We start from the raw sequence: 25,369 nt of genomic DNA on the forward strand, positions 1-25,369 counted from the left end.
GCGGTGTGACACAGCCGCCACGTCCGCACGGCGACCCTGCTCCGGGGCCGCCGTGGTGGCGTTTCGTCGCCGCCGGCGTCTGGCTCGTCTACCTGTGGTCCCCGGTCGTCGCACTCGCCGAGGCCGACGGTTGGGAGCGGGTGCTCGGTCTTGTCGGGGTCGTGGTCTTCGTCGCCACGTACCTCGCGCTCATCGGGCGCAACCGTCGCTTCGTGGACTTCGAGACGCGCGGCCCACGATGGGAGACCTGGCCGTGGCTGCTCGCCCTCCTGCTCTGCACGGCGGCGATGGTGCCCGGGGCGGGCGACAGTGCGCTGACGGCGCTCGTCTTCGTCGCTGCGGCTGCGATGAGCACGCTGTCGCCGCGGTGGGCCTGGGGCTGGGTGGCCGTCCTCCTCGTGGTCGTCGAGGTCTCCACCCGCATCGTGCCGGGATGGTCCGACAGCGGCAACGGCTTCGCGCTGATCCTGGCCGCCATGGCCGTCTTCTTCCTCCGTGCCGCGATCAACCGGCAGCGTGCCCTCGTGGCCGCGGAGCGCGAGCTCGGCGACGCTCGTCTCGAGGAGGAGCGCTCACGGATCGCCCGGGACCTCCACGACATCCTCGGTCACTCGCTCACGGTGGTGGCGGTCAAGGCGGAGCTGGCCGAGCGGATGCTCGACGTCGACCCCGCGCGGACCCGTACGGAGCTCGTCGACATCCGCGCGCTGACCCGGGACGCGCTCGCGGACGTCCGCGCGACGGTGCGTGACGTGCGGGGCGTGTCGCTGCCGGGCGAGATCGCCTCGGCGCGGTCGGCGCTGACGTCGGCGGGCATCTCCGCGGATCTGCCCACCGTCGTCGACGAGGTGCCCGGCCGGTGGCGCGAGCTGTTCGCGTGGACGATCCGGGAAGGAGTCACGAACGTGATCAGGCACAGTGGCGCCACCCGGTGCGTCGTCCATCTCGGCGCGGAGGGTGTGTCCGTCTCCGACGACGGACGCGGTCTGGCCGACGCCGCACCCGGCGGGACCGGCCTGGCCGGGCTTCGTGAGCGCACCGTCGCGGCCGGAGCGACGATGGTGACGGGTCCCGGCCCCGACGGAGCCGGTACGACCGTGGCAGTCGTGGTCCCGTCCCCCGAGGCAGGCGCCCGATGACCGCGCGGATCCGCGTCCTGCTCGCCGACGACCAGGCACTCGTCCGCGGAGCGCTCGCCGCACTGCTCGATCTCGAGCCGGATCTCGACGTCGTCGCCGAGGTGGCCGACGGGACGGAGGTCGTGGACGCGGTGCGACGACATCAGGTCGACGTGGCGCTGCTGGACGTCGAGATGCCAGGCATGGACGGAGTCGCAGCCGCGGCGGCCCTGCACGACGCCGTCCCCGGTTGCCGCGTCCTCATGGTGACGACCTTCGGACGACCGGGCTACCTCCGCCGCGCGCTCGCGGCAGGGGCGTCGGGCTTCGTCGTCAAGGACACGCCCGCCCGCCAGCTCGCCGACGCCGTACGCCGGGTCCACTCCGGGCTTCGCGTGGTGGACCCGGCACTGGCTGCGGACTCGTTGGCCTACGGTGACTCTCCGCTGACCGAGCGGGAGGCGGACGTGCTGCGCGCGGCGCGCGACGGCGGCACGGTGGCGGACATCGCCGGCGTCCTGTCGCTCTCGGAGGGAACGGTGCGCAACCACCTCTCGAGCGCCATCGGCAAGACGTCGGCGCGCACCCGCGCCGAGGCCGTACGCGTCGCGGTCGAGAACGGTTGGCTGCTCGGTGAGGACTGACGGGCAGGGCCCGGTCGATGAGTTCTCGGGGTCGTCCCGGTCGAAGAGGGGACAGCACCTGCGACGAGGAGACGTGCGATGACCGACACCCAGACCCACCGCCTGACCGTGCCCAGAGCCGAGCTGGCCTACGACGTCCGGACCAGCCCCGAGAGCACAGACCCGCCGCTGCTCCTGATCGGCTCCCCGATGGGCGCCAGCGGGTTCGGGACCCTCGCCGGTCTCTTCCCCGACCGGACCGTCGTGACTTACGACCCGCGCGGCGCCGAGCGCAGCGTCCGCACCGACGGGGCGGCCGAGACGACCCCGGAGGAGCACGCCGACGACGTCCACCGGCTCATCGACGAGCTCGGAGGCGGTCCGGTCGACCTGTTCGCGACGAGCGGTGGCGCAGTGAACGCGTTCGCACTCGTGGCGGCGCACCCCGAGGACGTACGCACCCTGGTGGCGCACGAGCCGCCGGTCGCCCAGGTGGTGCCGGACCGTGAGCAGGCGCTCGCCGCCGCGCAGGGCATCCGTCGCCTGTACGAGACCGAGGGCGGTGGGCCCGCGATGGTGAAGTTCATCCTCCTCGTCACCCACCAGGGCGCGGTGCCGGAAGGATTCACCGAGGCGCCAGCGCCGGAGCCGTCGGCGTTCGGTCTCTCAGTGGAGGACGACGGGTCGCGCGACGACGTGCTGCTCGCGCAGAACCTCATCACGTGCACGCACTACGAGCCCGACTTCGCCGCCCTGCAGTCCGCGTCGACCCGCGTGGTCGTGGTGGTCGGGGAGGGGTCGGAGGGACAGCTCGCCTCACGTGCCGGCAAGGTCGTGGCCGAGCGGATCGGCTCCGAGGCGGTCGTGTTCCCCGGCGACCACGGCGGCTTCATGGGCGGTGAGCACGGACAGGTCGGCGAGCCGGACGCGTTCGCGAAGGCCCTGCGAGCGGTCCTGGACGATCACTCCTGAAGCTTGCCGAGCTCCTCGGCGACGGCATCGTCGTAGCCGGCCATGCACTCCTCGTACGACGGGATGACCGCCGGGCCCTCAGCCTGGGCGCGGTCGATCAGCAGCTGGAGGGTGTCGAGGAGGCCGGAGATGTGGAGATCGAACGGCATCGAGGTGCTGTCGAAGGCGCCGACGCTCCACAGGCGTGTCATCGAGGGGTAGCGGCTGGGGTCGAAGAGGTGCTCCCAGAAGTCGCTCGACGCCGCCCAGTAGCTCGCGTAGTCGGTGCCGTGGGCCTGGGCGTCGGCGTCCTCGGCGACGGCCGCGCGGGCGAAACCGGCGACGGTGTTGTTCACGATGGTGATCGTCTCCAGGACCTGCGTCGCGGAGAGCCCGGTGTCCAGCAGGATCCGGAACCCCGCCTCCTCGGCGTCGAACACGTGCGGAGCCAGCGGCAGCCGCCAGGTGTTGAGGTCGAGCAGCCACGGATGGGAACGCAGCAGGTCCCAGTAGCCGCGGGCGTACTGCTCGAGGGCGGGACGCCACGCCAGGTCGTGGTCGGGCAGCTCGAGGTCGGCGTACGCGCGGTCGACCATCGCGTCGACGAGCTCGTCGCGACCGGGGACATGGGAGTAGAGGGTCATCGCGCCGACGTCGAGCGAGCGTGCGACGGACCTCATCGAGACGGCGTCGAGGCCGTCTGAGTCCGCGATCGCGACGGCGGCGTCGACGACCTGGGCGCGGCTGACGCGCGGTGGGCGACCGCGACCGGACGTCGCGGGGGACTCCCACAGCGGTGCGAAGCGGTCGCGTCCGGGGGGCGGCGCCGCGTCGGGCGTGGTCTCCGCGGGTGTCTCGACGTCGTCCACCGAACCTCCTCGAAAAGAACTTGCCTTGATTTATCGTACAGCGTACCGTTGGCCTCATGACAGATTCAGTACGCCGTACGAGAAGTATGGTCTCCGCGCGCGGTCTCACCAAGACGTTCACGCGCAAGAAAGACGTCGTCGAGGCGGTCAAGGATGTCGACCTCGATGTCGCCGACGGGGAGCTCGTCGCGTTCCTCGGCCCGAACGGCGCCGGCAAGTCCACGACGATGCGCATGATGACCTCCCTGCTCAAGCCCACCGCCGGCACGGCGACGGTGGCCGGCTACGACGTCGTCCGCAATCCGGCCGAGGTGCGGGCCCGCATCGGCTACATCGGCCAGGGCAACGCCGGTGGCTACTCCTACCGGGTCCACGACGAGCTGATGAACCAGGGACGCTTCTACTCCGTCCCGGCCGACGTCGCCCGCCAGCGCGCGACCGACCTGCTCGACGCGCTCGAGCTGCCCGGCATGGAGAAGCGCACCGTCCTCTCCCTGTCCGGCGGCCAGCGTCGCCGCCTCGACGTGGCGATGGGCCTGATGAACCACCCGGGCCTGTTGTTCCTGGACGAGCCGACGACCGGCCTCGACCCGCACGCCCGGGCCAACCTCTGGGAGCACATCATGCGGCTGCGCGTCGAGAACAACATGACGATGCTGCTGACCACGCACTACCTCGACGAGGCCGACGCGATGGCAGAGCGGATCGTCCTCATCGACCACGGCACCGTGATCGCGGACGCGACGCCTACGGCGCTCAAGCGCGACTTCGCCGACGACGTCGTGACCCTGGGTCTCCTGCCCGGTGACGACACCGCGGCCGTCGTCGTCGAGAAGGCCCGCTCGGTCGTTCCCGACGACGTCAGTCGCGTCGAGGACCACGCCGAACCCGACGGCACCGTACGCCTGGTCCTGGCGACGAACCACGGCCCCGACCTCGTCCCGCCGGTCCTGCGCGCGCTGGAGGCGGTCGGCGTGACCGTCGGCTCCGCAGACGTCAAGCAGGCCTCGCTGGACGACGTGTTCCTCAACCTGACAGGCCGGAGCCTGCGCGAGGAGGCAGCAGCATGACCGCCATCACCGAGACCGTCACCCCGACCACGAGCCCGTTGCCGCAGCGCACCCGGGTCGCCAAGTGGTCCCACGACACGTCTGCCGTGTTCGTCCGCGAGATCCTCGTGACGCTGCGCGACCCGTTCACGCTGATCTTCTCGCTCCTCCAGCCGCTGGTCTTCCTCGGCCTGTTCGGTCCGCTCCTCGACGGGATGCTCGGCGAGGGGACGATCGAAGGCGAGTCGGCCCTCCAGTGGTTCCTGCCGGGCGTGCTCGTGATGATCGCGATCTTCGGCACCGGCATGGTCGGCGGCAACCTCCTGTACGAGCTGATGACCGGAGCGTACGAGCGCATCCTCGCGACGCCGCTCGACCGCTCGTCGATCCTCGTCGGTCGCGCGCTCAAGGAGTTCGCTCCGCTGGTCGTGCAGGCCCTGCTCATCACGATCGTCGCGATCCCGTTCGGGCTGGCGTTCTATCCCGCGCACGTCCTCCTCGGGCTGCTGATCCTCGGCATCTTCGGGATCGGGCTCGGCTCGCTCTCGTACGCTCTCGGACTGGCGTCGAAGAACCGCGAGTGGGTGTTCTGGGGCGTCCAGCAGTCGCTGATCTTCCCGCTGCTGCTGCTCGCGGGCATGATGCTGCCGCTCGAGGCGGGACCCGAGTGGATGCAGACGGTGTCGAAGTTCAACCCGCTGACGTACATCGTCGACGCGGAGCGGACCCTGTTCGCCGGGACGATGTGGGACTCCACCGTGGCGTGGGGCCTGCTCGCCGCGATCGCGACCTGCGCCGTCGGCCTGTGGGTGGGCATCTGGAAGGTCAAGCGCACGATCTGAGCCACCGACCCGCCGGGGTGCGCTACGTCACACCGCGCCCCGGCGGGTGGCTGTAACGCCGACGTCATCCGTACGATGCGCAAATGAGCGAGTTGTCCCTGAGCGGCGACGCGACGTACTCCCGTGCGGCGTGGGAGAAGTCCGCGGCGGCCGTCCTCCGCAAGTCCGGACGGTTGACTGACGACCAACCCGATGACGCGGTCTGGGACGCCCTGACGACCCGCACCCTCGACGACATCGCGGTGCCGCCGCTGGGCACACCCGAGACCGTCGCCGGCCTCGGAGACCCGGGCCTTCCCGGCCAGGCGCCGTACGTCCGGGGGACCCAGGCGCGTCGCGCCGACGGGTCGTGGGACGTCCGTGTCCTCCACGAGGACCCGGACGCGTCCAGGACGGCCGAGGCGGTCCTCACCGACCTCGAGAACGGCGCGACCTCGGTGTGGCTGCGGCTCGGTCCCGAAGCGATCGCGCCGGCGGCCCTCGCCACCGTGCTCGACCGCGTCTTCGTCGACCTCGCACCGGTCGTGATCGAGGCCCGCACGGACGCGCTCGGAGCAGCCGACGCGTTCTGCCGCTACCTCGACGAGCGGGCGGTCGTTCCTGCTCCCGGTACGAATCTCGGCCTCGATCCGATCGGTGCGGCCCTGCGCGGCTACGCGTCCGGTCTCGACCGAGACACGGCCGTCGTCGAAGGCGCGCGCAAGGCTGCCGAGCGCGGGATCGCCGCGCTCGTCGTCGACGCGACTGCCGCCCACGACGGCGGAGCCTCCGACGCGCAGGAGGTCGGGTACGCCCTGGCGGTCGGCGCGGCGTACCTGCGTCTGCTCACCGGTGCGGGGTTCTCGCTCGAGGACGCGCTCGCCCAGATCGAGTTCCGGTTCGCCGCGACCGACGAGCAGCTCACCACGATCGCCAAGCTCCGCGCCGCCCGGCAGACGTGGAACCGCCTCACGGAGCTGTCCGGTGCGGCCGAGGTCGCCCGCGGACAGGTGCAGCACGCGGTCACCTCGCGCGTCATGCTCAGCAAGTACGACCCGTGGGTCAACATGCTCCGGACCACGGTGGCGACGTTCGCGGCCGGCGTCGGTGGTGCGACGTCGGTGACGGTGCTGCCGTTCGACGCGCCGCTCGGCCTCCCGGACGCGTTCAGCCGGCGGATCGCCCGCAACACCTCGTCGCTCCTGGTCGCCGAGTCGCACGTCGGCGCCGTCACGGATCCCGCCGGCGGGGCGTACGCCGTGGAGCGCCTGACCGACGACCTGGCGCGTGCGGCCTGGGACGAGCTCGGCCGGATCGAGGAGTCCGGCGGGGTCGCCGCGGCGATCGCCGACGGCTCGCTGGTCGCACGCCACCGCGAGGTCGCCCGCGAGCGCGAGCACCAGATCGCCCAGCGCAAGCGTCCGCTCACCGGGCTCTCCGAGTTCCCGAACCTGCGCGAGGTGCTGCCCGAGCGCACCCCGTACCCCGAGGGGGCCGAGCCGGTCCAGCGGTACGGCGCGGCGTTCGAGGTGCTGCGCGACAACCCGGTCGCCACCCCAGTGTTCCTAGCGACGATGGGTCCGATCGCGGCCCACACCGCACGGGTCACGTTCATCGCCAACCTCCTCGCGTCCGGCGGCATCGAGACCGTGGCTGCCGGTGCGACGACCGGCGTCGACGACGTCCTCGCGGCGTACGACGGAGCGCCCGTGGTGTGCCTTGCCGGCACCGACCGTGCGTACGCCGAGTGGGGTGCCGATCTCGTCTCCGCACTGCGGGGCGCCGGCGCGCAGCGGGTGATCCTGGCGGGCCGGCCCGTCGACGGCGTCGATGTCGACGCGACCGCCGCGATGGGTGTCGACGCCCTGGCGTTCCTGCACGAGACCCGCGCTCACCTGGGTGCTCCGGCGGCCACGCCCGCCGGCGAGAACGGAGCAGACGCATGAGCATCCCCGAGTCCTTCGCCGGGCTGCCGCTCGACCCTGAGACCCCGTACGCGGCCGACCGGGCGGCGTACGACCTCAGCACCGACGGTGCCGAGCCGTGGGCGGCACCCGAGGGCATCGACGTCGCGCCGCTCTACACCGCCGCCGACCTGGACGGCCTCGACGCGCTCGACACGTACCCGGGCGTCGCACCGTTCCTGCGCGGGCCCTACCCGACGATGTACACGACGCAGCCGTGGACGATCCGCCAGTACGCGGGCTTCTCGACGGCCGAGGAGTCGAACGCGTTCTACCGGCGCAACCTCGCGGCCGGCCAGAAGGGCCTGTCGGTCGCCTTCGACCTTGCGACCCACCGCGGCTACGACTCGGACAACCCCCGCGTCGTCGGCGACGTGGGCATGGCCGGCGTCGCGATCGACTCGGTCTACGACACCCGCACCCTCTTCGACGGCATCCCGCTGGACAAGATGAGCGTCTCGATGACGATGAACGGTGCCGTCCTGCCGGTGCTCGCGCTCTACATCGTCGCGGCAGAGGAGCAGGGGGTGAAGCCGGAGCAGCTCATGGGGACCATCCAGAACGACATCCTCAAGGAGTTCATGGTCCGCAACACCTACATCTATCCGCCCGCGCCGTCGATGCGGATCATCTCCGACATCTTCGCCTACACCGCGCAGCGGATGCCGAAGTTCAACTCGATCTCGATCTCCGGCTACCACATCCAGGAGGCCGGAGCCACGAACGACCTCGAGCTCGCGTACACGCTGGCCGACGGCGTCGAATACATCCGTGCCGGCCTCGACGTCGGTCTCGACATCGACGCGTTCGCGCCGCGCCTGTCGTTCTTCTGGGCGATCGGGATGAACTTCTTCATGGAGATCGCCAAGATGCGGGCCGCGCGTGCGCTGTGGTCGCGGCTGGTGGCGGAGTTCGAGCCCGCGAACCCGAAGTCGAGCTCGCTGCGGACCCACTCGCAGACGTCGGGGTGGTCGCTGACCGCGCAGGACGTCTTCAACAACGTGCAGCGCACGGCCATCGAGGCGATGGCGGCGACCCAGGGCCACACGCAGTCGCTGCACACCAACGCGCTCGACGAGGCGATCGCGCTGCCGACCGACTTCTCGGCCCGCATCGCCCGCAACACGCAGCTGCTGCTCCAGCAGGAGTCCGGCACGACCGCGACGATCGACCCGTGGGGTGGCTCGTACTACGTCGAGAGGCTCACGCACGACCTCGCCCGCCGCGCCTGGGGCCACATCCAGGAGGTCGAGAAGGCCGGCGGCATGGCCAAGGCGATCGAGGCGGGCATCCCCAAGATGAGGGTCGAGGAGGCCGCCGCCCGGACGCAGGCGCGGATCGACTCCGGGCAGCAGGCCGTGATCGGTGTGAACACCTACCGCGTCGACACCGAGGAGCCGTTCGAGGTCCTCAAGGTCGACAACCGCGCCGTGTACGCCGCCCAGGTCGCCAAGCTCGAGCGACTGCGCGCGGAGCGCGACGCCGACGAGGTCCGCCGTACGCTCCACGCGCTGACCGAGTCTGCCGGCCGCGGGGCGAGCAAGGACGGGACGCTCGACGGCAACCTGCTCGCGCTGGCCGTCGACGCCGCCCGTGCCAAGGCCACCGTCGGCGAGATCTCCGACGCGCTCGAGAAGGTCTACGGACGCCACAAGGCAGTCATCCGTACGATCTCTGGTGTGTACCGGTCCGAGGCAGGCAAGGCTGAGAACGTCGAGCGCGTGATCGCGGCGACCGACGCCTTCGAGGAGGCGGAGGGCCGCCGCCCGCGCATCCTGGTCGCCAAGATGGGCCAGGACGGGCACGACCGCGGCCAGAAGGTCATCGTGTCCGCCTTCGCCGACATGGGGTTCGACGTCGACGTGGGCCCGCTGTTCTCCACCCCCGAAGAGGTGGCGCAGCAGGCGGTCGACGCCGACGTGCACGTCGTCGGGGTGTCGTCGCTGGCTGCCGGTCACCTCACGCTGGTGCCCGCGCTGCGCGACGCCCTCGCCGAGCTGGGCCGCCCCGACGTGCTCGTCGTGGTCGGTGGCGTGATCCCTCCGGACGACGTGTCGACGCTCAAGGAGATGGGTGCGACGTCGGTGTTCCTGCCCGGCACGGTCATCGCCGAGTCGGCGCTGGAGCTGCTCGACACGCTTCGTACGACGCTGAAGCACGGGTGACGCCGGCTTGAGCGGCGTGCGCTCGATCGACGTGGAGGACCTGGCCGCGCGGGTGCGCGAGGGTCAGCGTGCCGCGGTCGCGCGAGCGATCACGCTGGTCGAGTCGCGTCGTGACGACCACCGCGAAGCCGCGCGGGAGCTGCTGGCGCTGCTGACACCGCACGCCGGCGGCGCCGTGCGCGTCGGCATCTCCGGCGTTCCCGGCGTCGGCAAGTCGACCTTCATCGAGTCGCTCGGCACCTACCTGACCGGCACGGACCACAAGGTCGGTGTGCTCGCGGTCGACCCTTCCTCCGTACGCACCGGCGGGTCGGTCCTCGGCGACAAGACGCGGATGCCGGAGCTCGCTGCGCACCCGGCGGCGTACATCCGCCCCTCGCCGTCGGCCGGCACGCTAGGCGGGGTGGCCCGAGCGACGACCCAGGCGATCCTCGTGCTCGAGGCTGCGGGGTTCGACGTCGTGCTCGTCGAGACCGTCGGCGTCGGCCAGTCCGAGGTCACTGTCGCCGGGATGGTCGACACTTTCCTGTTCCTGACCCTGGCACGCACCGGCGACCAGCTGCAGGGCATCAAGAAGGGCATCCTCGAGATCGCCGACGTCATCGCGGTGAACAAGGCCGACGGTGACCGTGAGCCCGAGGCTCGGGTAGCAGCGAAGGACCTCGCGGGTGCGATCCGGCTGGTGCACGCCGGGACGAGCGGCTGGGTGCCCCCGGTGCTGACCTGCTCGGGGCTGGAGGGCACCGAGGTCGACACGGTGTGGCTGCGGGTGCTGCGGCACCGGGAGTTCCTCGGAGCGGGCGGCCTGCGCGAGAAGCGTGCGGCTCAGCAGCTCGAGTTCATGTGGGCGCTGGTGCGCGACGAGCTCGACCAGCGCCTGCGGCGGTCGGCCCCGGTCCGAGGTGTGCTCGACAACGTCAGGGCAGCCGTGCTGGCGGGCGAGATGCCGGCGACGAACGCCGCCGATGCGATCCTCGCCGCGTACGACCGACGCCCCACGATTTGACGCCTACCCCACCCCGATCCGGGGTCCGGAAGGTGGATCTGGCGTCAAATCGTGGGGCGGCGGTGGCGACGGGAGCATCCTGTGGATTGCGCTGACGCGATGTGCGCCAAACCGGCCACCCTCTGGACATGCCGCCGTTCACCGCAGCTCAAGCACGTGAGGCCGGGATCAGCGACCGTCGTCTCGCCGGTCCGAGCTTCCGCCGCCTCTTTCGCGGGGTCTACTGCCGCGCTGAAGTCGAGCCCGATCTGCTCTGCTGGATCCAAGCGGCGCTCCTCCTGCTCCCAGACGACGCCGCGGCGAGCCACCTCACGGCGCTGAGGTTGTTCGGCCTCGAGCTTCGCGCGCTGTTCCCCCTCCACTTCTCGACGAACACGACACGTCACCGGCGACGGCGTGGCGTGGTGCTCCACCGGCGACGCGGCCTCCTGAACGTCCTGTCGCGCCTGGGCGTCCCTTGTCTCGGTCCCGACCGGACGTTCGTCGACTGCGCGACGATCCTCGGCATCGTCGAGCTCGTCCAGGCCGCCGAGCACCTCTTGCACGCGGCACACACGTCGTATCCCGAGATGAAGGGCTACCTCGAGAAGACGCACATCGACGGCGTTCTGCGCGCCCGCCGGGCGTTCCAGCTCGTACGAGAGCGGGTCGAGAGTCCCATGGAGACCCTGGTCCGCCTCGCGCTGGTGTTCGCGCGGTTGCCCGAGCCGCAGCCGAATGCCGACATCCGCGACGAGACGGGGCGGCTCCTCGCCCGGTGCGACCTCGTCTACTGGGGTTACCGCGTCGTCGTGGAGTACGACGGCGCGTGGCACGCGAGCTCTCGGAAGCGGCGCGCGTACGACCGGACGCGGCGGGAGAACCTCGAGCGGGACGGGTGGATCGTGATCGTCGTGCTCGACGACGACCTGCCACATCTTCGGCGGGTGGTCTGGCGGGTCTACCGAGCGCTGCGGGAGCGGGGCTACGACGGCCCCGCGCCGACGTTCAACGCCATGTGGGCTACATGGTTCGACCGCAGCCCCGCGATGTGACGCCGTATCCACCTCCGGCAGCGCCGATGAGGTGGATACGGCGTCACATCGTGGGGCGGGCGTGCGGGGCGGGGTGGGGGCGGGCGGCGGCTCACGCCCAGTCGGCGTTCCAGCCGTCGACGTCCTGCGGCTTGCGCGACGACGGACCGGTGTAGATCGCCGACGGACGGATCAGCCGCCCGGTGCGCTTCTGCTCCAGGATGTGCGCGCTCCAGCCGGCGGTGCGGGCGCAGGTGAACATCGACGTGAACATGTGCGGCGGGATCTCGGCGAAGTCGAGGACGATCGCGGCCCAGAACTCGACGTTGGTCTCGAGGACCCGGTCCGGGCGGCGTTCGCGCAGCTCGGCCAGAGCGGCCGACTCGAGCGCTTCCGCCACGGCGTACCGCGGGGCGTCGAGCTCGCGAGCCGTACGGCGGAGCACGCGGGCACGGGGGTCCTCGGCGCGGTAGACGCGGTGGCCGAAGCCCATCAGACGCTCGCCCGAGTCGAGCAGCCCCTTCACGTACGCGCGCGCGTCGTCGCTCTGCTCGACGTCGGAGATCATCCCGAGGACGCGCGACGGGGCGCCGCCGTGCAGCGGGCCGGACATCGCACCGACGGCGCCGGACAGCGCTGCGGCGACGTCCGCGCCGGTCGACGCGATGACCCGCGCCGTGAAGGTGGAGGCGTTCATGCCGTGCTCGGCCGCGGAAGCCCAGTACGCGTCGATGGCCTTGACGTGTGCCGGGTTCGCCTCACCTCGCCAGCGGGTCAGGAAGCGCTCGGTGATCGTGCTCGCCTTGTCGATCTCTGCCTGCGGCACCATCGGCTGGCCCACCCCGCGCGCGGCCTGGGCGACGTACGAGAGCACCATCACCGCCGTACGTGCGAGGTCGTCGCGTGCCTGCTCGGGCTCGATGTCGTACAGCTGACGCAGCCCCCACGCCGGCGCGGTCAGCGCGATCGCGCTCTGCACGTCGACGCGGATGTCACCGGAGTGCACCGGGATCGGGAAGGGTTCGGCCGGCGGGAGGCCCGGCTCGTACGCACCGTCGACGAGAAGGCCCCAGATCTTCTCGAACGGGACGCTGCCGACGAGGTCCTCGATGTCGACGCCGCGGTAGCGCAGTGCGGAGCCTTCCTTGTCGGGCTCGGCGATCTCCGTCGCGAAGGCGACCACGCCTTCGAGCCCCTCGTGGACCTCAACCGTCTCAGGTGCGTCAGTCATTGGGCCATTGTGCCCCCCATCACACGGACCGCGGTCCCGTAGGGTCGGCTTCATGGAGTCCGAGGCGATCGCGGCGCTGCGCGAGGAGTACGAGGCAGCAGGGCTCACGGAGGCCGACGCGGGAGACGACCCGGTGAGTCTCTTCGTGCGCTGGTTCGACGGGGCCGTGGCCTCAGGGATGCACGACCCCAACGCGATGGCGCTGGCGACGGCGTCGCCCGGAGCGTTCCCGTCGGTCCGCATCGTGCTCCTCAAGGGGTTCGACTCCGACGGCGCCGTCTTCTACACCAACCGCGAGTCCCGCAAGGGTGACGAGCTGGAGGCCAACCCGCGCGCGGCGCTCGCGATGCTGTGGCACCCCCTCCAGAGGCAGGTGCGGATCGAGGGGATGGTCAGCCGGGTGAGCGACGAGGAGTCGGACGAGTACTTCGCGTCCCGCCCGCGCGGCTCACGGCTCGGTGCCGTCGCCTCGCCCCAGTCGCGTGTGGTGGCGGACCGCATCGAGCTCGAGCGGGCGTACGACGCTGCCGACGCGTCGTTCCCGGGCGAGGTGCAGCGGCCGCCCAGCTGGGGCGGCTACCGGGTGTCGCTGGAGACGGTGGAGTTCTGGCAGGGCCGCGTGGGGCGCCTGCACGACCGGATCCGGTTCCGCGCGATCGACGGCCACTGGCTGCGCGAGCGTCTCGCTCCGTGAGGTCGAGGGGTCTCGCTGGCTTCGGGCCTCGACCCGCGAGACAGGAACCTCCCGCGGGACAGGAACGACCCGCGGGGTTGAGTACCGAGTGGACAAAGCCTCGGCCCCCGCGGGTCGGGTGGCTGCTGGGATTCGCCGCACGGTGCGGGTGGTCCCGGACAACCGTGACTAGCTGACAGCCACCTCACATGTCCTGAAGCTCATCATTCTTCGGACCACCTCCTTCCCGTGTACGACCGACGCTACGCCCCTCCGGGAGATCGGCCAACCCATTATCCGGACCGCTCGGAGCCCCGACTGTGGTTGCACGCGACAATCGTCTGGTGATGCGACGCCGGGGTCTCGGGAGGATCCTGACCGACGTCCGCCCCTTGCGGGAGTCGGTCGACTACCGCCGGTTGTGGATCGGTCAGACCGTCTCCCAGCTCGGTCAGCAGATGGCGACCGTGACCGTGGCGTACCAGGTCTTCGTGATCACCGAGTCGTCGTTCGCTGTCGGTCTCGTGGGGATGTTCGCGCTGGTGCCGCTGATCGCCCTCGGCCTGTACGGCGGCGCCCTGGTGGACCACTTCGACCGGCGCAAGGTCGCGATCGTGACGGCGCTCGGGCTGTGGACGTGCACGGCGGTGCTGCTGGCGCAGGCGCTGCTCGATCTCGAGTCGGTCGGGCTGCTCTACGGCGTCGTGGCCGTCCAGTCGGCGATGTTCGCGGTGAACAATCCCGCACGGTCGGCGATCATCCCTCGGCTCGTCCCGGCGGAGATGCTCCCCGCCGCGAACGCGCTCGGCATGGCGGCGTTCAACCTCGGCTTCACGGTCGGGCCGCTGGTCGGCGGGTTCGTCATCGCCTGGGCGGGCGTCGCCGCGACGTACGCGATCGACCTCGTGACGTTCACGGCGGCGTTGTACGCGTTGGTGCGGCTTCCTCCCGTCCCGCCGGAGGGTGCGACGGGACGCGTGCCGGGCTTGCGATCGGTGGTCGAGGGCTTCGCGTGGTTGCGTACGGCCGCGAACCTGCGGACGACGTTCGTGCTGGACCTGCTCGCGATGGTGCTCGCGCAACCGCGGGCTCTGTTCCCCGCGCTGGCGCTCACCGTGTACGTCGGCGGCCCCTCGACGCTCGGCCTCCTGCAGGCGGCGCCCGCGATCGGGTCGCTGGTCGCGTTCGCGTTCTCGGGATGGATCAGCCGGGTGCACCGCCACGGCATCGCGGTTCTGGTGGCCGTGGTCGCGTACGGGACGTCGGTCGCGCTCGCCGGTGTGAGCGCGATCGGAGCGCCCGGTGTGCTCTGGCTCCTGGTGACGATGCTCGCGTTCTCCGGCGGAGCAGACATGGTCAGCTCGGCGTACCGGAGCACGATGCTTCAGCAGGCGGCGCCCGACGCGCTGCGCGGGCGGCTCCAGGGCGTCTTCACCGTGGTGGTGGCCGGCGGCCCGCGGCTCGGTGACTTCCTGGCCGGGTCGGTCGCTGAGCTCACGACGCCCGGGAGGGCGATGCTGTTCGGCGGGATGGCGTGCGTCCTGGGTGCCCTGGTCGTCGTCGCTCTCCAGCGAGGCTTCCTCAGGTACGACGCACGCCACCCGCAGCCGTAGTCACTCGGCCAGCAGGCCGTAGAGCCTGCGTCGAGCCTCGTCGAGGATCTCGGTGGCGCGCTCGCGCTGGTCGTCGGTGGCGTCGTCGGCCAGCTGGCGGGCGGCGCGGACGAGCTTGCGGGCGCTGGAGGCGAGGTCCTCGTGGCTCTGCGAGCGAGGGCGGGTGCTCTCCCACGCGCCGGCGACCTCGTCGGCGTGCTCGCTGAGGTAGGCGGTGCCGGCCTCGGTGACGCGGAACTGGCTCGCCTCCTCGTCCGTCGGCTCGATCAGTCCGTCCTCGGTGAGGCGGCGCAGGACCGGGTAGATCGACCCGGGGCTCGGGAGCCACCGACCGTCGGTGCGCTCGCCGAACGCGTTGATCAGGCCGTAGCCGTTGGTCGGGCTCTCGGCGATCACCGAGAGAGCGGCGAGGCGAACGGCACCGCGACGTGCGCGGGGGCCGCCTCCGCCGCGGCCACGGTCACCGAATCCGGGCCCGAAGCCGCCGCGGCCCATGCCCATGTCGCCACCGCGCCCGCGACCGTGGCCGCGTGGGTCGCGGCGACCGGGACGCGGGCGGCGGCTGCCGGAGGTGGGGTCGAACGTGTCTGGGGAGGTGAAGTCTGGGGTTCGCATGAGATGTCCTTTCGTCTTGTGAATCTCACGATGCCTCGATACTACATCGCGATATATCGCTAATGTAAGCGAGCGGCCCACCCGTCCCCGCCCTACGATGGCGACGTGTCCGAGCAGGGCGGTGAATCCGACCCCGGTCACGGGCCGCGGATGCCCGTGGTCCACGTGATCGCGCACGACGGCTCGGCGTCGGCGCAGGAGGCCTACGAGCGGGTGCGGACGGCGACGGAGGAGGTCCTCGTCGTCTACCGGGACGTCGCACCCCCGCCCGGCGAGCTGGTCGACCTGGACACGATCGTTCCCGCGCTGACGATGGACCGGATCCTGCGCACCGCCCGCGCTGCCGGTGCGCCGTGGGTGACACTGCCGTCGTCGTTGTTCAGCGCCGAGCACGTCCTGCTCGGAAGCATCGACGCGATGACCCGGATGGCGACCGACAGCTGGCCGGCCGTGGTCGTCCAGTCGCTGCGGCGGCCCAGCCGCGCCACAGTCGACGAGGTGGTCGTGGTCGCGACGCACGGGCGCAGCTCCGGCTCGCTCCTGCTGGTCGCGACGATCGTCGCACTGCTCTACGGTGCACGGCTCACGAAGCTGGTGGTGGGCGGCACGGACGACGAGCGGGTACGCCCGGGGTCGCGCGCCGCCGACGCCGACCTGGCCTCCCGGCTCCGAGACACGTACGCTCTGCCGACCCGCTACCGCCGTCTGCCTCGCGCCGCCAGCGCGGTGACGCTCGAGCGCACGCTCGCGGCTATCCCGGCGGAGCTCCTCGTGGTGGGCCTGGGCGACATGCACCCCGGCGTCACCCACCGCGACCTGACTCGTGCAGGGAGGCGACGGCTCCTCACGGGTCCGCTGAGGGTCGAGAGCGTGGCTCTGCGCTCGACCAGCGCGGACGTGCTCGTCGTCAGCGACGCGGCTCGGCTGCGGCGGCGGGTCGCCCGGACCGACACCGAGGCAGGGCTGGGCGTCGAGTACTGGGTCGGCGACCGCGAGCGGTTCGACGCCTTCGTGCGGTCAGGCGCTCAGCTGACGAACCAGGCAGCGGAGTTGGGCAGCAGCTGACCGGTGCCCTCCGCGAGCGCCGACGACAGCACCTCGGGCGCACCGAGGTCGTCGATCGGGTGGTCCTCGGTGCCACAGTTGACCACGCAGACCAGGCCCGGGGCGCCGTCGATGCCGGCGCGGCGGAACGCGACGACGTCGTCGGCACGCTCGACCAGCTCGACCTCGCCGGACAGACCGCCGACGAGCTCACGCCGCCGCCCCACCGCGTACTGGATGAACCCGAGCGTCGAGAACGGCTCGTGGAGCTGCCGCTCGACGGTGTAGTCGCGGAACCACTCCGGCTGCGGGAGCCACGTGCGTACGGCTCCCGGCTCGCCCGCAGAGAACCCGAACGGCGGCTCGGTGCCGGACCACGGCAGCGGCACCCGGCAGCCATCGCGTCCTACGCCGCCGCCGCGGAGCCAGGTCGGGTCCTGGCGGTCCTCGGGAGCGACGTCCACCTGCGGAAGGCCGAGCTCCTCGCCCTGGTAGACGTACGCCGACCCGGGCAGCGCCAGCATCGCGAGCATGGAGGCCTTGGCCCGGGCGAGCCCGAGGTCGCCACCGCCGTAGTGGGTGACCGTACGGACCACGTCGTGGTTGGACAGCACCCAGGTCGGCGTGGCGCCGACCGGCGCCACCGCCGCGTACGTCTCGTCGATCACCTGTCGCAGCGCCGGGGCCGAGAACGGGGTCGAGAGCCAGTGGAAGTTGAAGACCTGGTGCATCTCGTCGGGACGGACGAAGCGCGCCATCGACTCCGAGGAGCCCACCCACGCCTCGCCGATCATCATGCGGTCGCCCGGGTAGGAGTCGAGGAGCTTGCGCCAGTGGCGGTAGACCTCGTGCAGGCCCGGCTGGTCCCAGTAGGGACGGTCCCACTGCGACATCGTCGCGTCGAGGGTCTCGCCGCCCGGCCCCATACCCTCGACGTCAGGAAGCCCGGAGGCCTTGAACAGGCCGTGAGCGACGTCGATCCGGAAGCCGTCCACGCCGCGGTCCAGCCAGAACCGCAGGATCGACTCGAACTCCTCGCCGACCTCGGGGTCCTCCCAGTTGAGGTCCGGCTGGGTGGAGTCGAACAGGTGGAGGTACCACTGGCCGTCGTCGACACGGGTCCACGCCGGACCGCCGAACACCGACTGCCAGTTGTTGGGCGGCTCCGCGCCGTCCGGCCCGCGCCCGTCGCGGAAGAGGTAGCGCTCGCGTGCGCGGCTGCCCGGCTCGTCCGCGAGAGCCTCGACGAACCACGGGTGCGCGGCCGACGTGTGGTTCGGGACGATGTCGACGATCACCTTCAAGTCGCGGTCGTGAGCAGCGGCGAGCATCGTGTCGAAGTCGTCGAGCGTGCCGAACAGCGGGTCGACGTCACGGTAGTCGGCCACGTCGTAGCCGTGGTCGGCCTGCGGCGAGCGGAAGAACGGGGTGAGCCACACCGCGTCGACGTTGAGGCGCTCGAGGTAGTCGAGGCGGGAGGTGATCCCGGCGATGTCGCCGATCCCGTCACCGTTGCCGTCGGCGAACGAGCGGACGTAGATCTGGTAGCAGACGGCGTGACGCCACCAGGGCGCACGGGTCTCCGGGGCGTGGGGCACGGGGGTCCTCCGAGAAGGGACGGCGGTCGATTCCGTGGCCCGCGACGGTGCGAGCACGATAGAGCCCAGTGTAGAGGGCGACCCCCGTCACGCCCCGATCAACGGAAGTTGGCGATGTCGATCGCGATCCACGTCTGCTCGGCGCGGGCGACGAGCGTGCCGTCGAGACTGTAGAGGGCGGTGGCCGTGCGGTGCTTGCGTCCGTCGACGCTGCGCAGGGTGCCGACCGTGACGTGCTCCACGCCCACGCGCACGGGGGCGAGGACCTGACCGGTCATCCGTCCGAGCACCATCGGCGTCGCGTCGATGTGGGCGGCCCACCCGCCCGGGCAGTCGATGGCGGCCCAGACGACCTCGGGGGCGAGCAGTCCGTCGTGGTCGCCGAACGCCTCGTCGGCGGCCCAGAGAGCCGCGACGGTCTCGGGGAACGCGGCATCGTCGACGGGGCCGGTGAACACACGGAGGCCGTCACCGGCCGCGCGGGCCGTGCCGCAGGTGAAGCAGTGGGGGAACGGATGAGCCTGGAGGCCCTCGTACGCGTCGAGTCCCTTGCGGGCCAGCTCGCGAGGGACGAACGGTGCGGGCCCGACGTCGAACGACGCGACGACCGCCTCCGCGACCACCGTCTCGCCGTCGCCGAGGACCGAACGCCCGTCGTCGTACGTCAGGTCGAGCGGGACATCGAGGGGCGGGGGCTGCCGCAGGGTCGACGTCACCGCGGCGCCGCTGTGGACCGTCGCGACCGGCCCTGCGACAAGGCCCGCGACGTACCCGCCGTTCCCGGAGCTGTCCGGTCCGTTGAACTGCCGAGAGATGGTGGTGCGCGTCATGCGTCCCACGCTCTCACGTGGACGCAGGACCCCGGCGGGGGTGGTGGTCAGCGGATCGCGTCGTAGCGTCTCAGCGCTTCGCGGCGCTCGTCGGCGTGGTCCACCAGCGGAGGCGGGTACGCCGCGGGGGGCTGGGACATCCGCCACGGCTCGTGCACCGACGCTGCGGGGACGTCGGCGAGCTCGGGGACCCAGCGACGTACGTAGGTGCCGTCGGGATCGAACTTCTTGCCCTGCGCGACCGGGTTGAAGACGCGGAAGTACGGTGCCGCGTCCGTGCCGCTGCCCGCCACCCACTGCCAGCCGTGCTGGTTGGAGGCGAGGTCGAAGTCGACGAGGTGCTGGGCGAAGTGCCTCGCCCCGTGCTGCCACTCCAGGTGCAGGTCCTTGACGAGGAAGCTGGCGACGATCATCCGGACGCGGTTGTGCATCCATCCCTGCGCGAGGAGCTGCCGCATGCCTGCGTCCACGATCGGGAAACCCGTCCGGCCCTGCTTCCACGCGTCGAGGTCGTCGCCCGGCGCGTCGTACTCCATGGCCGCGAAGGCGGGTGCGTAGTAGTCCCACGCGGAGTCGGGGCGCTGGTCGAGCACGTCGGCGTAGAACTCCCGGAACGCGAGCTCGCGACGGTACGCCTCCGCGCCCGCACCGGTCCCGAGATCGGCGAGCATCGTGCGTGGGTGGATCTCCCCCCAGCGCAGGTGCACCGACATCCGGGAGGTCCGGTCGTCTCCGGGCAGGTCTCGCGCCGTGGCGTAGGCGTCGAGGTCGTCGGCCACGAACGCACGCCACCGTCGGTGCGCCGCGTCCTCGCCGGACGTCGGGAGCGCGACGCCGTCCGGCACGGCGGCCTCAGGGATGCGGTGGCTGCGTCCGCCGGGATCCAGCCAGGGCACGCCCCGCACGCCGGCTGCGGGGTCGCGCCAGCCGTGCTCCCGCCACCCCGCGTAGTAGGGGGTGAAGACCTTGTACCGACCGCCGTCGCCCTTGCGGACCCGGCCGGGAGCCACCGCGTACGGGGAGCCGGTGCGCACGAGCGGCACGTCGCCGGCGGCCAGGGCGTCGGCGACCGCAGCGTCGCGGGTCTTCCCGTACGGCGTGTGCTCGGCAGCGACGTGGACGCTCCCGGCCCCCACCCGGCGAGCGACACGGGCCACCTCTGCGGCCGGCTCGCCCCGGACCACGTGCAGCCCCGCGCCGCCGATCCGTTCCGCCAGCGAGCGCAGGGATCCGGCGAGGTACGCCCGCCGCGCCGGGGGAGCCCCGTCCCACAGGCGTGGGTCCAGCACGAACAACGCGACGACGCCGTCCGTCCCGGCGTCGACGGCGTCGCGGAGCGCAGGATTGTCGCGGAGACGGAGGTCCCTGCGGAACCACATCACCGAGGTCGGCATCTCCTCATCTTCCACGGTGTGTGTGGCGCCCGTCCGATCTGGAACAATGGTGGGGTGAGCGACCTGATCGACACCACCGAGATGTACCTGCGCACCATCTACGAGCTCGAAGAAGAGGGGATCATCCCGCTGCGGGCACGCATCGCCGAGCGGCTGCACCAGAGCGGGCCGACCGTCAGCCAGACCGTGGCCCGGATGGAACGCGACGGACTTCTCACCGTCGAGGGTGACCGTCACCTCGAGCTCTCCGAGCAGGGTCGCGCTCTCGCCACGCGCGTCATGCGCAAGCACCGGCTCGCCGAGCGCCTGCTGACCGACGTCATCGGCCTCGAGATCGAGTACGTCCACGAAGAGGCGTGCCGGTGGGAGCACGTCATCTCGGAGCAGGTCGAGCGCAAGCTGGTCGCCCTTCTCGAGCACCCGACCGAGTCCCCGTACGGCACCCCGATCCCCGGCCTCGGCGAGCTCGGCGAGATGTCGGTCACCGAGGAGGACTTCCTCAGCCAGGGCGTCATGCACCTCACCGCCGCGCTCCCGGCCAACGGCGACGCCTCGCGCCTGCTGGTCCGTCGGATCGGCGAGGAGCTCCAGAAGGACACGACGGCGATGTCCGTCCTGCGGCGCGTCGGCGTCCTGCCAGGCAACGACGTCCTCGTCTCGTCGGCGCCCGACGGCGGTGTCGTCGTCGCGCGAGGTGGAGAGACGGCCGAGATCGATGCCGACGCCGCGAGCCACATCTTCGTGACGCGGCCTTGAGCCCTGGCCGGTCGTGATGCCGCGACGGGACCGGGCAAACATGGACAATCACGGCCAACTTCTCGCCGTGTGCTGTTGCATGGGGAGCATGAGCCCCAGCGGTCCCGCGTGCCGGCGCCACCGGGGATGCCGATGACTGCCGCCCCGCGTCCCGCGAGCCGACTCCTGACGGTCGGCATCGTGGTCGCGGCCCTGGTGGTCACCGTGGGCACGGTCGTCGCCGCTGCGGCCGACCGCGGTGTCCCGAACCCGTGGTGGCTCCTCACCATCCCCGCGATCATGCTCGCCAGCTCGGCTCCGCTCTACCTCGACCGCTACGACGACTGGCTGGTCGTCGGCACCGAGTCCTGCGTCCTCGTCCTGCTGGCGCTGACCCTGCAGTGGCAGGACGCCCTGCTGCTCTGGATCGTCGGCATCGCCCTCGCGCAGTGCCTGCCCGTGGCTCGCGGCTCCCGGCTCTTCAACGCCGCCCGTTCGATCGTCGCCGGAGCGGTCGCCGTCGGGGTGCTGACGCTCCTCGACGACGGGATGTTCGGTCTGCGCGAGGTGGTGGCCGTCGTCCTGGCCTTCACGCTGGCGTTCCTCGTGGACATCGGTGCGTCGGTGCTCCGCATCCGCGCCTCCGGTCCACCGGGCGCCGGCAGCCTCGAGTCGCGGGCGTACGAGATCCTCACCCTGTACGCCGTCTACGCAGGCGTCACGGCGATGGGCTACGTCGCCGTCCTCCTCTACCGGACCGAGTCGCCGAGCGCGCTGCTGGCCGTCGTGCCGGCGCTCGCGATCGTCCTCGTCGCGGCCAAGGGCGTCACCCGCGAGCGCGAGACCGCGCGCCGGCTCAACGTCCTCTTCGAGACCGCGAACGCGCTGCACTCGGCGGCCACCGAGAAGCAGGTTCTCGCGGTCCTCGACGCCGGCACACGACAGCTGGGCAAGTCCCCGGGCTCGGGTCTGCGTACGGACCTGCCGGGGGCCACCGACCTGCGGCGGCTCATCATCGCCGGCGACGACGTCTACTGGTTGGTGATCGAGGGCAAGCGTGGGCCGCAGGCCAGTACGCTGCGCAACGTCGAGGCGCTGGAGTCGATCGCTCAGCAGGCGGAGGAGGCACTGTCACGCATGCGGATGAACCGCGACCTGGTCGCCAACGCGCAGCGCGACCCGCTCACCAAGCTCAGGAACCGGTCGGTCTTCCTGGCGACGGTGGCCGAGGTGATGGCGGGCGGTCCCGAGGGAGACGCAGCGCCGTGCGCGATCCTGTTCTGCGACCTCGACGGGTTCAAGAAGGTCAACGACCAGTTCGGTCACGCCAGCGGTGACGGGGCCCTGATCGCCATCGCGCGACGGCTTGCGGACGAGCTGCCGGACGAGGTCCACGTCGCCCGCCTCGGCGGTGACGAGTTCGCCATCCTCATCGGGACGCCCTCGGACTCCTCCGAGGACGCGGCGGCGTACGCCGCCCGGATCGCCGAGGACGTACGCGCGATCGTGGCGCGGCCGATCCTCGTGGACAACCGGACGATCGACATCACCGTCAGCATCGGCATCGCCTCGACCGACGACGCGCCCGCGTCCGCGGACCAGCTGCTGCGCAACGCCGACATCGCGATGTACGTGGCCAAGCGGGAGGGTCGCGACCGGATCGTCGTCTACCACGACGCGATGGGCATCGAGCGGGTGAGGTCGCTCGAGCTCGCGGACCGGCTCCGGCGCGCGATCGAGGAGCGCCGGCTGCGAGTCGTCTACCAGCCGATCGTCGCCGCCGACGACGAGCGGATCCTCGCGGTCGAGGCGCTGGCCCGGTGGACCGAGGACGGTGAGGTCGTCTCGCCGGAGGAGTTCATCCCGCTCGCGGAGGAGGCCAACCTCATCGAGGCGATCGGGCGGTTCGTCCTCGAGCAGGTCTGCGACGACCGCGAGCAGCTCGACCAGGCGCTCGAGCCCGAGACCGCCATCGCGGTCAACCTGTCCGCCCGGCAGCTCGGGTCGCGCCAGTTCGTTTCGAGCGTGCTGCGTGCCGTGGAGGTCCTCGCGCCGCACCCGCTGACGCTGGAGATCACGGAGACGGAGTCGATCAGCGAGGACGTCATCGAGTCGCGGGTGATGGAGGACCTGGTCGCCCGGGGTGCCGTGCTGGCCGTCGACGACTTCGGTGTCGGCTTCTCGTCCCTCGAGCGCCTGATGAGGCTCCCGGTCCAGGTGCTGAAGCTCGACCGGATCTTCTCGCGCGACATCGACACGGACGAGAGCCGTGGCGCGTTCCTCGACTCGATGCTCGAGATGGCATCTGCGGTCAACCTCCGCGTCGTCGTCGAGGGCATCGAACGCCTGGCGCAGGTCGACGCGGTCCTGGCCGACCGGGGTTCGGACAGCCGCCGGTCGATCTCCTTCCAGGGCTACTACTTCGGCGGACCCATGAGCCCGGCGACCTTGGTGCGGTGGGCTGCCCAGCGTGAGCGCACGTCGTCGCTGCGCCGGTCCTGACCGATGCCCGTCCCGTACCCCGATTTCACCCGCTTTGGCATCCTGGTCCTCGTGGAGATGAGTCGGGCATGACATGGCTGCGCGGGTTGGCGTCCTGGGTGCGGGCGACGGGGGTCGAGCTGATCGGCTGGCTGCTCGTGGTCACCGGGGTGGCCGCGCTGGTGCTGCCCGGTCCTGGCCTCCTCATGATGGTCGCCGGGCTCGCGGTGCTCTCGAACCGCTACGAGTGGGCCGAGCGCAGGGTGGAGCCGATCAAGGAGAAGGCGTTCGAGGCGGCACGTTTCGGCGTCGAGACGTGGCCCCGCATCGCGCTGAGCGTCCTCGGCGCGTGCATCGTGATGGCGTTCGGCGTCATCTGGTGGGTCGGGCCGACCGTCCCCGAGGTCGGACCCTTCGGCGACGAGCTGCCGTTCAGCGGCTGGGCCACGGGGCTGAGCATGATGCTGTCGTCGCTGATCGCGCTCTCGCTGGTCGCCTACAGCGTGGCACGGTTCCGCTACGGCGTGGAGGACGACGCCTCGTCCCTCGACGACCAGCCGGACGAACGCTCGTTGCGCGACCTCCCGCTCGACGACGAGGAGTCCGAGGTCTGACCTCGGTGCTCGGCTACTGCCAGAGCACGGCGATCAGGACGTTGACGACGGCGAGCCCGCCGATCGTGTGCGCCATCCAGACCGGGGTGCGGTCGCCCTTGCGCTCGGCCATGAACGCGAGGACCGTCACGACGAGCGCGATGACCAGCTTGATGCCGATCTTGACGTGGTTGACGTCGAGGTCGTCCATCTCGCGGACCCCGACGAGCAGGAGGCCCGTCAGCAGAGCGGACGCCGCGGCGTGAGAGACGCCCTTCGCGATCGGGACCGGGGTGCGCAGCCGAGACGCCCACGCGCCGACGACGAAGGCCCACGAGAGCAGGTGGAGGGCCAGCAGGACCAGACGGAGCGTTTCCATGCGCCGAAGGATACTGGAGGGCATGGACGACCCGATCCGCGCGGCGATGGCTGCCGTGGCCCGCGAGGACTTCCTGCCCGAGGGGCAGCGGAAGCACGCGTCGACCGACGCTCCGCTGGCGATCGGATGGGGCCAGACGAACTCGCAGCCGCACACGGTCGAGGCGATGCTGCGCCTCCTCGACCTGGGCCCCGGGATGCGGGTCCTCGACGTCGGCGCGGGCTCCGGATGGACGACCGCGCTGCTCGCGCACCTGGTCGGCGAGGACGGGTCGGTGATCGGCGTCGAGATCGTGCCCGAGCTTCGTGACCTCGCGTCGGCTGCCCTCTCGGGCTACGACCCCGAGCACGTCCGCGTCGAGCTCGCTGAGCGGGGGGTCCTCGGCTGGCCTGCCGAGGCGCCGTACGACCGGGTGCTGGTCTCCGCCGCGGCGAGGTCCCTGCCGACTCCGCTCGTGGACCAGCTCGGCGACGGGGGACTCCTCGTCGTGCCGGTCCGCGGTCGGATGACGCGGGTCGTGCGCTCCGCCGACGGGGGGACCACCGTCACCGAGCACGGTGCCTACCGGTTCGTGCCGCTGCTCGACTGGTGAGCCCGCCCGCTA

General features: G+C 71.4%; 22 protein-coding genes and 1 pseudogene. 16 read left to right on the forward strand and 7 right to left on the reverse strand.

Annotated features, from left to right (window positions below; all coding sequences use genetic code 11):
• Positions 1-5: 5 nt before the first annotated feature.
• The 3 genes from AB3M34_RS04885 (at position 6) to AB3M34_RS04895 (ending at position 2,713) form a co-directional block, all read left to right on the forward strand.
• Complete coding sequence (locus AB3M34_RS04885; protein ID WP_370617966.1) at positions 6-1,139, forward strand: sensor histidine kinase; 1,134 nt, start codon at positions 6-8, stop codon at positions 1,137-1,139.
• Positions 1,136-1,762: a response regulator gene (locus AB3M34_RS04890; protein ID WP_370617967.1), complete on the forward strand. Its 627-nt coding sequence runs from the start codon at positions 1,136-1,138 to the stop codon at positions 1,760-1,762. Before AB3M34_RS04885 ends, AB3M34_RS04890 begins: the two co-directional genes overlap by 4 nt.
• Positions 1,763-1,840: 78 nt before the next feature.
• Positions 1,841-2,713: an alpha/beta fold hydrolase gene (locus AB3M34_RS04895; protein WP_370617968.1), complete on the forward strand. Its 873-nt coding sequence runs from the start codon at positions 1,841-1,843 to the stop codon at positions 2,711-2,713.
• Here the strand turns inward: AB3M34_RS04895 and AB3M34_RS04900 are convergent.
• Positions 2,704-3,561 carry a TetR/AcrR family transcriptional regulator gene (locus tag AB3M34_RS04900; protein WP_370617969.1) on the reverse strand — a complete coding sequence of 286 codons (858 nt, stop codon included), beginning with the start codon at positions 3,559-3,561 and terminating at the stop codon, positions 2,704-2,706. The two genes, AB3M34_RS04895 and AB3M34_RS04900, sit on opposite strands and share 10 nt — an antisense overlap.
• 86 nt (positions 3,562-3,647) lie before the next feature.
• Here AB3M34_RS04900 and AB3M34_RS04905 point away from each other — a divergent pair, with 86 nt between their 5' ends.
• The 6 genes and pseudogenes from AB3M34_RS04905 (at position 3,648) to AB3M34_RS04930 (ending at position 11,600) form a co-directional block, all read left to right on the forward strand.
• Positions 3,648-4,631 (forward strand): ABC transporter ATP-binding protein, encoded by a 984-nt coding sequence (locus AB3M34_RS04905; RefSeq protein ID WP_370617970.1) that lies wholly within the window; start codon positions 3,648-3,650, stop codon positions 4,629-4,631.
• Entirely contained in the window at positions 4,628-5,452 is an 825-nt protein-coding gene (locus tag AB3M34_RS04910) for an ABC transporter permease (RefSeq protein WP_370617971.1), read from the forward strand. The genes AB3M34_RS04905 and AB3M34_RS04910 overlap by 4 nt, the downstream gene beginning before the upstream one ends.
• Before the next feature lie 83 nt (positions 5,453-5,535).
• On the forward strand, positions 5,536-7,377 hold the full coding sequence (locus AB3M34_RS04915; protein ID WP_370617972.1) for a methylmalonyl-CoA mutase family protein: 1,842 nt from the start codon (positions 5,536-5,538) through the stop codon (positions 7,375-7,377).
• Between the two features lie 89 nt (positions 7,378-7,466).
• Positions 7,467-9,560: pseudogene (gene scpA / locus AB3M34_RS04920) on the forward strand (methylmalonyl-CoA mutase); the annotation flags it as partial.
• A 7-nt stretch (positions 9,561-9,567) separates the two neighbouring features.
• Positions 9,568-10,566, forward strand: a complete 999-nt coding sequence (meaB, locus tag AB3M34_RS04925; RefSeq protein ID WP_370617973.1) for a methylmalonyl Co-A mutase-associated GTPase MeaB — start codon at positions 9,568-9,570, stop codon at positions 10,564-10,566.
• 128 nt (positions 10,567-10,694) lie between these two features.
• Positions 10,695-11,600 (forward strand): DUF559 domain-containing protein, encoded by a 906-nt coding sequence (locus AB3M34_RS04930; RefSeq protein WP_370617974.1) that lies wholly within the window; start codon positions 10,695-10,697, stop codon positions 11,598-11,600.
• Between the two features lie 91 nt (positions 11,601-11,691).
• Here the strand turns inward: AB3M34_RS04930 and AB3M34_RS04935 are convergent, their stop codons facing one another.
• A complete protein-coding gene (locus tag AB3M34_RS04935; RefSeq protein WP_370617975.1) occupies positions 11,692-12,810 on the reverse strand; it encodes a citrate synthase 2 in 1,119 nt (372 codons plus the stop codon).
• Positions 12,811-12,862: 52 nt separating this feature from the next.
• Here AB3M34_RS04935 and pdxH point away from each other — a divergent pair, with 52 nt between their 5' ends.
• Together pdxH and AB3M34_RS04945 are read left to right on the forward strand one after the other, a co-directional pair.
• Entirely contained in the window at positions 12,863-13,504 is a 642-nt protein-coding gene (gene pdxH / locus AB3M34_RS04940; RefSeq protein ID WP_370617976.1) for a pyridoxamine 5'-phosphate oxidase, read from the forward strand.
• A 326-nt stretch (positions 13,505-13,830) separates the two neighbouring features.
• On the forward strand, positions 13,831-15,096 hold the full coding sequence (locus AB3M34_RS04945; protein WP_370619944.1) for an MFS transporter: 1,266 nt from the start codon (positions 13,831-13,833) through the stop codon (positions 15,094-15,096).
• Here AB3M34_RS04945 and AB3M34_RS04950 read toward each other — a convergent pair whose 3' ends face one another.
• Positions 15,097-15,711 (reverse strand): PadR family transcriptional regulator, encoded by a 615-nt coding sequence (locus tag AB3M34_RS04950; RefSeq protein WP_370617977.1) that lies wholly within the window; start codon positions 15,709-15,711, stop codon positions 15,097-15,099. It abuts the gene before it with no gap.
• A 105-nt stretch (positions 15,712-15,816) separates the two neighbouring features.
• On the opposite strand from AB3M34_RS04950, the gene AB3M34_RS04955 reads away from it, so the two are divergent.
• On the forward strand, positions 15,817-16,776 hold the full coding sequence (locus AB3M34_RS04955; RefSeq protein ID WP_370617978.1) for a hypothetical protein: 960 nt from the start codon (positions 15,817-15,819) through the stop codon (positions 16,774-16,776).
• On the opposite strand, the gene AB3M34_RS04960 is transcribed toward AB3M34_RS04955, so the two are convergent.
• The 3 genes from AB3M34_RS04960 to AB3M34_RS04970 form a co-directional block, all read right to left on the reverse strand.
• Positions 16,737-18,353, reverse strand: coding sequence for a glycoside hydrolase family 13 protein (locus AB3M34_RS04960; protein WP_370617979.1), 1,617 nt, complete (start codon positions 18,351-18,353; stop codon positions 16,737-16,739). The genes AB3M34_RS04955 and AB3M34_RS04960 overlap by 40 nt on opposite strands.
• 98 nt (positions 18,354-18,451) lie before the next feature.
• Complete coding sequence (locus tag AB3M34_RS04965) at positions 18,452-19,183, reverse strand: hypothetical protein (RefSeq protein WP_370617980.1); 732 nt, start codon at positions 19,181-19,183, stop codon at positions 18,452-18,454.
• 47 nt (positions 19,184-19,230) lie between these two features.
• Positions 19,231-20,577 carry a cryptochrome/photolyase family protein gene (locus AB3M34_RS04970; protein WP_370617981.1) on the reverse strand — a complete coding sequence of 449 codons (1,347 nt, stop codon included), beginning with the start codon at positions 20,575-20,577 and terminating at the stop codon, positions 19,231-19,233.
• 54 nt (positions 20,578-20,631) lie between these two features.
• Between AB3M34_RS04970 and AB3M34_RS04975 the strand changes: the two genes are divergently transcribed.
• The 3 genes from AB3M34_RS04975 to AB3M34_RS04985 all read left to right on the forward strand — a co-directional run bounded on the left by AB3M34_RS04975 (position 20,632) and on the right by AB3M34_RS04985 (position 24,407).
• Complete coding sequence (locus AB3M34_RS04975) at positions 20,632-21,333, forward strand: metal-dependent transcriptional regulator (protein WP_370617982.1); 702 nt, start codon at positions 20,632-20,634, stop codon at positions 21,331-21,333.
• Between the two features lie 132 nt (positions 21,334-21,465).
• Positions 21,466-23,814: a putative bifunctional diguanylate cyclase/phosphodiesterase gene (locus AB3M34_RS04980; protein ID WP_370617983.1), complete on the forward strand. Its 2,349-nt coding sequence runs from the start codon at positions 21,466-21,468 to the stop codon at positions 23,812-23,814.
• 68 nt (positions 23,815-23,882) lie between these two features.
• The gene (locus tag AB3M34_RS04985) at positions 23,883-24,407 is read left to right on the forward strand and encodes a PGPGW domain-containing protein (protein ID WP_370617984.1); all 525 of its coding nucleotides are present in this window, start codon (positions 23,883-23,885) and stop codon (positions 24,405-24,407) included.
• Between the two features lie 13 nt (positions 24,408-24,420).
• Here AB3M34_RS04985 and AB3M34_RS04990 read toward each other — a convergent pair whose 3' ends face one another.
• On the reverse strand, positions 24,421-24,765 hold the full coding sequence (locus AB3M34_RS04990) for a hypothetical protein (RefSeq protein ID WP_370617985.1): 345 nt from the start codon (positions 24,763-24,765) through the stop codon (positions 24,421-24,423).
• 22 nt (positions 24,766-24,787) lie between these two features.
• Here AB3M34_RS04990 and pcm point away from each other — a divergent pair, with 22 nt between their 5' ends.
• A complete protein-coding gene (pcm, locus tag AB3M34_RS04995; protein ID WP_370617986.1) occupies positions 24,788-25,357 on the forward strand; it encodes a protein-L-isoaspartate O-methyltransferase in 570 nt (189 codons plus the stop codon).
• The last annotated feature ends 12 nt before the right edge of the window (positions 25,358-25,369 follow it).

This window comes from Mumia sp. Pv4-285, from assembly GCF_041320275.1.
In the GTDB taxonomy this organism is placed as follows: domain Bacteria; phylum Actinomycetota; class Actinomycetes; order Propionibacteriales; family Nocardioidaceae; genus Mumia; species Mumia qirimensis.

What these genes read in the sequence shown, in the direction of transcription:
- AB3M34_RS04890 (WP_370617967.1), top strand. Translation starts at nt 1,136, where the DNA reads ATGACCGCGCGGATCCGCGTCCTGCTCGCCGACGACCAGGCACTCGTC.
- AB3M34_RS04895 (WP_370617968.1), top strand. Translation starts at nt 1,841, where the DNA reads ATGACCGACACCCAGACCCACCGCCTGACCGTGCCCAGAGCCGAGCTG.
- AB3M34_RS04905 (WP_370617970.1), top strand. Translation starts at nt 3,648, where the DNA reads ATGGTCTCCGCGCGCGGTCTCACCAAGACGTTCACGCGCAAGAAAGAC.
- AB3M34_RS04910 (WP_370617971.1), top strand. Translation starts at nt 4,628, where the DNA reads ATGACCGCCATCACCGAGACCGTCACCCCGACCACGAGCCCGTTGCCG.
- AB3M34_RS04915 (WP_370617972.1), top strand. Translation starts at nt 5,536, where the DNA reads ATGAGCGAGTTGTCCCTGAGCGGCGACGCGACGTACTCCCGTGCGGCG.
- AB3M34_RS04930 (WP_370617974.1), top strand. Translation starts at nt 10,695, where the DNA reads ATGCCGCCGTTCACCGCAGCTCAAGCACGTGAGGCCGGGATCAGCGAC.
- AB3M34_RS04935 (WP_370617975.1), bottom strand. Translation starts at nt 12,810, where the DNA reads ATGACTGACGCACCTGAGACGGTTGAGGTCCACGAGGGGCTCGAAGGC.
- pdxH (WP_370617976.1), top strand. Translation starts at nt 12,863, where the DNA reads ATGGAGTCCGAGGCGATCGCGGCGCTGCGCGAGGAGTACGAGGCAGCA.
- AB3M34_RS04945 (WP_370619944.1), top strand. Translation starts at nt 13,831, where the DNA reads ATGCGACGCCGGGGTCTCGGGAGGATCCTGACCGACGTCCGCCCCTTG.
- AB3M34_RS04950 (WP_370617977.1), bottom strand. Translation starts at nt 15,711, where the DNA reads ATGCGAACCCCAGACTTCACCTCCCCAGACACGTTCGACCCCACCTCC.
- AB3M34_RS04965 (WP_370617980.1), bottom strand. Translation starts at nt 19,183, where the DNA reads ATGACGCGCACCACCATCTCTCGGCAGTTCAACGGACCGGACAGCTCC.
- AB3M34_RS04970 (WP_370617981.1), bottom strand. Translation starts at nt 20,577, where the DNA reads ATGCCGACCTCGGTGATGTGGTTCCGCAGGGACCTCCGTCTCCGCGAC.
- AB3M34_RS04980 (WP_370617983.1), top strand. Translation starts at nt 21,466, where the DNA reads ATGACTGCCGCCCCGCGTCCCGCGAGCCGACTCCTGACGGTCGGCATC.
- AB3M34_RS04985 (WP_370617984.1), top strand. Translation starts at nt 23,883, where the DNA reads ATGACATGGCTGCGCGGGTTGGCGTCCTGGGTGCGGGCGACGGGGGTC.
- AB3M34_RS04990 (WP_370617985.1), bottom strand. Translation starts at nt 24,765, where the DNA reads ATGGAAACGCTCCGTCTGGTCCTGCTGGCCCTCCACCTGCTCTCGTGG.
- pcm (WP_370617986.1), top strand. Translation starts at nt 24,788, where the DNA reads ATGGACGACCCGATCCGCGCGGCGATGGCTGCCGTGGCCCGCGAGGAC.